The 5,426-nt window shown below is 72.8% G+C and carries 5 protein-coding genes, 2 tRNA genes and 1 pseudogene; 3 read left to right on the top strand and 5 right to left on the bottom strand.

Going from position 1 to position 5,426, the window contains the following annotated elements; translation table 11 throughout:
• The 4 genes and pseudogenes from VQ02_RS31840 to VQ02_RS31825 all read right to left on the bottom strand — a co-directional run.
• Nucleotides 1-384, bottom strand: a pseudogene (locus VQ02_RS31840) (hypothetical protein); the annotation flags it as partial.
• Between the two features lie 134 nt (nt 385-518).
• Nucleotides 519-1,886: a TolC family outer membrane protein gene (locus tag VQ02_RS31835; RefSeq protein ID WP_209437092.1), complete on the bottom strand. Its 1,368-nt coding sequence runs from the start codon at nt 1,884-1,886 to the stop codon at nt 519-521.
• Nucleotides 1,887-2,458: 572 nt separating this feature from the next.
• On the bottom strand, nt 2,459-3,127 hold the full coding sequence (locus tag VQ02_RS31830; RefSeq protein WP_048448271.1) for a protein-L-isoaspartate O-methyltransferase family protein: 669 nt from the start codon (nt 3,125-3,127) through the stop codon (nt 2,459-2,461).
• 136 nt (nt 3,128-3,263) lie between these two features.
• Nucleotides 3,264-3,337, bottom strand: a tRNA-Cys gene (locus tag VQ02_RS31825).
• A 249-nt stretch (nt 3,338-3,586) separates the two neighbouring features.
• Between VQ02_RS31825 and VQ02_RS31820 the strand changes: the two genes are divergently transcribed.
• Both VQ02_RS31820 and VQ02_RS36380 read left to right on the top strand, forming a co-directional pair.
• Nucleotides 3,587-3,662, top strand: a tRNA-Asn gene (locus VQ02_RS31820).
• A 201-nt stretch (nt 3,663-3,863) separates the two neighbouring features.
• Nucleotides 3,864-4,040: a DUF1328 domain-containing protein gene (locus tag VQ02_RS36380; protein ID WP_048448270.1), complete on the top strand. Its 177-nt coding sequence runs from the start codon at nt 3,864-3,866 to the stop codon at nt 4,038-4,040.
• A gap of 81 nt (nt 4,041-4,121) precedes the next feature.
• On the opposite strand, the gene VQ02_RS31810 is transcribed toward VQ02_RS36380, so the two are convergent.
• Nucleotides 4,122-4,352: a hypothetical protein gene (locus VQ02_RS31810; RefSeq protein WP_048448269.1), complete on the bottom strand. Its 231-nt coding sequence runs from the start codon at nt 4,350-4,352 to the stop codon at nt 4,122-4,124.
• A 501-nt stretch (nt 4,353-4,853) separates the two neighbouring features.
• Between VQ02_RS31810 and VQ02_RS31805 the strand changes: the two genes are divergently transcribed.
• Nucleotides 4,854-5,426 (top strand): sulfurtransferase (locus VQ02_RS31805; RefSeq protein WP_048448268.1); only part of this gene is annotated, 573 nt, incomplete at its 3' end.

Genomic DNA, 5,426 nt, shown 5'->3' with positions numbered 1-5,426 from the left:
CTTCGGGGGCTCGGGCGGAGGCGGCGGCGGAGCGGGCTCCGGCTCGATCTCGATCGAGTCGAAATCCATCGGCTCGTCCCGGAAGGCGATCTCCGAGATGTCGTCGAAGCTCGGCTCGGGCTCGGGCTCGGGCTCGGGCGCCGGCTTGGGCGGAGCCTTGGCGGCCGGCTCCGGCACCGGCTTGGGGGCGGGCTTGGCCACCTCGGCGAGGTCGAGGACGTCGTCGTCCGGCTCGGGGGGCGGCACCGCCACGGGCCGCGAGCCGGCGGCGGGCGGCTCGGCCGGCTTCTGGTCGTCGGCGATGATGCGGCGGATGGAGGCGAGGATCTCCTCCATCGAGGGTTCCTGCGTCTTGTCCTGCGTCTTGGGGCTCGCGGCGCTCATCCGGCTCAACGCTCGAGTGCAGAGGTGTGGGAGGGGTCACAGGTGTCGCGTACGCAGTATTCCACAGGGCCGGCCCCGCACAAGCGAGGCGGCCTGCAACTCACAGGAAGGCGCGGCCCGGCCGGCGCCATCCGTCAGCGGCCATCCGGCGTGCGCACGCCGTACCAGAGGTCCTTGACCTGATCGTAGTGCTGCTTGGCGCTGTACTGCGCCACCGGGATCGCGACGAATCGGGTGGTGAGGCGGCCGACGGTCTGGACCACCTGGTAGGAGCCCACGACCCGGTCGCGCTGGGCGGCGATCAGGCTGACGCGGGCGGTCAGCAGCTCCTGCTGGGCGTTCAGCACGTCGAGGGTGGTGCGCTGGCCGACCCGGGCCTCCTCGCGCACGCCGTTGAGCGCCACCTCGTTGGCCTGGACCTGGGCCTGCGAGGCGATGACGCGGGCCTTGGCCGCCTCGAGGGCGCCCCAGGCGGTGACGATGCCGGCGCGGATCTGGTCGCGGGTGAGCTCGGCCTGGAGACGGGTCTGCCCGACCTGCTCCTTGGCCTGGCGGATCTGCGCGTACTCGGCGCCGCCCTGGTAGAGCGGGACCGTGAGCTGGCCGATCACCGAGCCCTGGAAGAAGCGGGTGTTGGCGATCTGCTGGTCGAAGACCTGCGAGGCGTTGCCGCTCACCGTCACGGTCGGGTAGAGCGACGATTCGGCGATCTTCACCTGCGCCTCGGCCGCGTCGACGGCGTGGAGCGCGGCGAGGATCGCCGGGTGCTCGGCGAGGCCGATATCGACCGCCGCCGTCAGGGTCGGGGGCACGAAGCGGTCGATCGGCCGGCCGGGGGCGAGCTGGCGCGGCTCGACGCCGATCACCTGCCGGAAGGTCGCGATGCTGGTGCGCAGGTTCGCCTCGGCCAGGCTGACCTGGGCCCGGGCGCCGGCGAGCCGCGCCTCGGCCTGGGCGACGTCGGTGCGGGTGACCTCGCCGACGTTGAAGCGGTCGCGGGTCTGGCGGAGCTGCTCCTCCAGCACCTCGACGTTGTTGCGGTTGAGCTCCAGGGTGGCGGTGTCCGCCAGCACGTTCATGTAGGCCTGCGCCGCCGAGAACAGCGTCTGCATCTCGGTGTTGCGCAGGGTCTCGCGGCCGCTCAGCACCTGCGATTCGGCCTGCCGGGTCTGGTTGTCGGTCCGGAAGCCGTTGAACAGGGTCTGGTTGACTGTGAGCCCCGCGGAGCCCGGGACCAGGGTCTGCTGCGCGTCGCCTCCGCCCCCGCCACCGGCCCCCAGGGCCGCGGCACCGCCGAGCCGGCCGTTGATGTGGCTGACGCCTACGCTGGCCGAGGCGCTGACGGTCGGACGATAGCCCGCCAGCGCCCGCGGCACGTTCTCGTCGGTGGCGCGCTGGCCGGCGCGCTGCGCGTTCAGCGTCGGGTTGCCCGCATAGGCCCGCGCGAGAGCGCTCTCCAGGGTTTCCGCGGTCGCGCCCTGGGCCGCCATGGCGAGCGCCATGGCGGCGAACCCGCCCAGCCGAAGCCCGCGGAACGCCCGAGTTCCTGTGTCAGTCACGCCTGTCTACCCTGTGCGGCTAGCCCACAATCGACCGGCTCTTCACCGCGGGCGGCGGAGCCGGTTCGTCATATCGCTGTGCCCACCTCGGGTGTGACCTTAGCCGAGGGCGGTTCCGGGGGCACGGTCCCCGCACTGTGGACGACCGAGTTTGGCCGGCGGTGCCGCATAAAAGCGACAGGTGCCTTAAGGGAATAAAAAGGCGCGGTCCGCAGCGGGGCGGCGATTCGCGCCTGACCCCGGGCGAGGCCGGGGCAACGGCGTGCATCCTGCAAGTCTTTGGCGGGGGAGTGCTTCCGCGCGCTGCCGTCGCGTCCAGCGGATGGCTGCCGCGGCGTTCCGGCCTCGGCCGGCACCGCGCGGGGGCTGCGCGCCGGAACGGGCTCGCAAGTGAAATCGCCGGGCGGGGCCCGGACGGGAGCCGCCGGCCCCCGTGTCAGATCGGATGAGGGGCACCCTCTTTCGGAGGGGCCGGTCCGGGCGCGGCCGCCGGGCCGCCCCCGGAAGCCCGGGGTTCAGAAGGCGAAGCCGGGCTCGACCGCGAAGGCCCGCAGGGACGGCAGGTTGGCGTCGAACAGCGGTCGCGAGCCGAAGGCATCGCCGGAGCGCACCCACAGGGTCGCCTTCGCCGGGCGTCCCTGCCCCTGGACGCAGGCGAGGCGGCCGCCGTCGGCGAGCTGCTCCAGCAGGGTCTGCGGGCGCTGCTCGACCTGGCCGTTGATCAGGATCGCGTCGTAGGGCGCATGATCCGGCGCGCCCTTCTCGAGCGGGCCGACCTCGACGGTCGCGCCCGCGCCCAGCCCGCCTTCAGCCAAGCGCTCGCGCGCCGCCGTCGCGAGGCCGGGGAGCGATTCGAGGGCGACGACCTCGACGCCGAGGCGGCGCAGGAGCGCGGCGCCGTAGCCGAGGCCGGTCCCCACCTCGAGGACGCGGTTGCCGGGCTTGAGGGCCAGCGCCTGGATCAGGCGCGCCAGCACCATCGGGGCCGGCATGAAGCGGGTCTCGCCGTCCTCGGTGCCGACCGCCTGAGGCTGGTCGATATAGGCGAAGTCCTGCCGGTCCGCCGGCATGAACCGCTCGCGCGGGACGGCGTCGAACGCGTCGAGGAGCGCGATATCGGTCACGTCGAACGTCCGGAGCTGGCAATCGACCATGAGGCGGCGCGCTTGCGCGTAGTCGAGCATGAACGTCTCTGGAGAGCTTTAGCGACGGCCAAGCCGCCGGGCGACGAGGTTGTGGTGGATCGCCGCCGAAAAGGCAAGGATCCGGGTCCGGGCTCGAGCGCCGGGCTGCCATGAGTCTGACGATGTGAGGGAAGGGTGGAGGCCTCGCCCGGAATCGAACCGGGGTGCAAGGATTTGCAGTCCTCTGCGTAACCACTCCGCCACGAGGCCATCCGGGCCGGCACGCGGGCCGGCGATCGGGCGGGCCGGGCTCGAGGGCCGGCGCGCCGCCTCCCCGGCATCGGGCGGACGACCCGGGGACGAGGGCTCATTAGCAGAGCCCGCCCCGGCTCCGCAACAGGGATGCGGGAGCAAATCGCGGGGGAGGCGCGGCGGGAGTGAGCCGGCTCGCAAAATGCCGGGCGCGGGCCAAAAACCCCTTGCGCCCCCTGCCCGCCTTGGGTAGACGTCCCGCCGCGATCCCCGATAGCTCAGTTGGTAGAGCAGGCGACTGTTAATCGCCTTGTCGCAGGTTCGAGTCCTGCTCGGGGAGCCATTCTCCCGTCCGTCGCAGCACCGCATGCCGGCCCCGGCCCCCGCAGGCTCGTCCCTGCTGCACGGCCGACCGACGGCTTTCATCCGAAAAAATCCGCGGAACCTGTCGCCCGGTCCGGCTGTTTCTCGTTCAACTTGCTGCGACGCTTCTCCGCAACGGCGCCGCGAAGCAATCGAGCAGCCATCCATACGGGAGTTTCCAATGATCGGCTGGGCTATCACCTTCCTCGTCGTCGCCCTCGTCGCCGCTCTGCTGGGTTTCGGCGGCATCGCCGGCACCGCCATGGAGGCGGCCAAGATCGTGTTCTTCGTGGCGATTGTCCTGTTCGCCGTCTCGGCCATCTTCGGCCTGATGCGCGGCCGCTCGCCCAGGCTCTGACGCGACGCATCCGGCGGGTCCCACGGGCCCGCCCCCGGAACAAGGCGGCCCCGGTGGGCCGCCTTTTTCTTTAGCCGTGGCTCACGCCTCGGCTGCGCGCCGCAGGCCGTCGTCGACCGGGGCCGGCCGCGACGGCGGCCGCGCCCGGCGCGGCACCAGACGGTGCACGGTCGCAGACCGCGGCGCGCCCGGTGCCGCCGCGCGGGCGGCCCGCAGGTCGGCACAGAGGATCGCGGCGGCGAGGTAGCCGAGGGACGAGACCTCGATCCGGTCGGGACGGACCGGCCACTCGAAGCGCGCCGTGGCCTTCATCGCATCCTCCCTCTCACGCGCGCGATCCCGCGCAGGTCGCCCGAGGCGTATCCGGGAGGCGTCCGAAACCGATCCACGCGCGTGGCAGCCGCGCGAATCCCGGTTCGACGCGCCGCCGGGGACGGGCGGGCCAGGCAGCCCTCGGAGTCTCACTGCCTGGCCCGTCGACCACGCCCGGCCGTGCAAGGGAGAGTGGACACGGCGGGTGCAGTGGAGGGGTCGTCGCAAACAGTGTGCCAGATGCGGCGCTGGGTCGTCGCGAGGGGAATGCGCGATCGGGCATCGGTCTCGCCTCTCGGAGACAGGAGGAGCGCCCACCTTCTAGGCAGGCGTGCCGGCCTCCTCGATATCATTCTTTAACGGGCGCCCCGCCGCCGGGTCGGTTTCCTGCGCGAGGCAGGCGGCTTTTCCGCCCGGACGGCTGGCGACGGCGCCCGGAATTCGGGCAGAATGCCCCGGACGGCCGCCCGCGGCGGGCGCCACCTTCGGAGACACACAGGCATGTCGACTGGCCCCTTCGTCACGGCGGACTGGCTCGCAGAGCGGCTCCAGGCTCCCGACATCGTCGTGGTGGACGGTTCCTGGTACCTGCCGGCGATGGGCCGGGACGCGGAGGCCGAGTTCCGCGCCGGCCACATCCCGGGGGCCCTGCGCTTCGACATCGACGCGGTGCGCGACGAGGCGAGCGCCCTGCCCCACATGCTGCCCTCGCCCGAGGCCTTCGCCTCGCGGATGCGCCAGATGGGCATCGGCGACGGCATGACGGTCGTGGTCTATGACGGGATGGGCCTCTTCTCCGCCCCGCGGGTACGCTGGACCCTGAAGGCGTTCGGCGCCCGGGACGTGGCGATCCTGGAGGGCGGGTTCCCGGCCTGGGTCGCCGGCGGTCATCCGGTCGAGGAGGGCGAGGCGCGCCCGCGGGACCGGCGCCATTTCACCGCCCGCCTCGACCACTCGGCGGTCGCCCATGTCGGCGACGTGCAGCGGGCCCTCGCGGGGCAGGCCCAGGTGGTCGACGCCCGCTCGGCCGCCCGCTTCGCCGGCGAGGAGGCCGAGCCCCGCCCCGGCGTGCGC

This window comes from Methylobacterium variabile, assembly GCF_001043975.1.
Taxonomy (GTDB): Bacteria; Pseudomonadota; Alphaproteobacteria; order Rhizobiales; family Beijerinckiaceae; genus Methylobacterium; species Methylobacterium variabile.
Note: the sequence above shows the minus strand (reverse complement) of the source record. Positions and strands in the feature narration are given on the sequence as shown.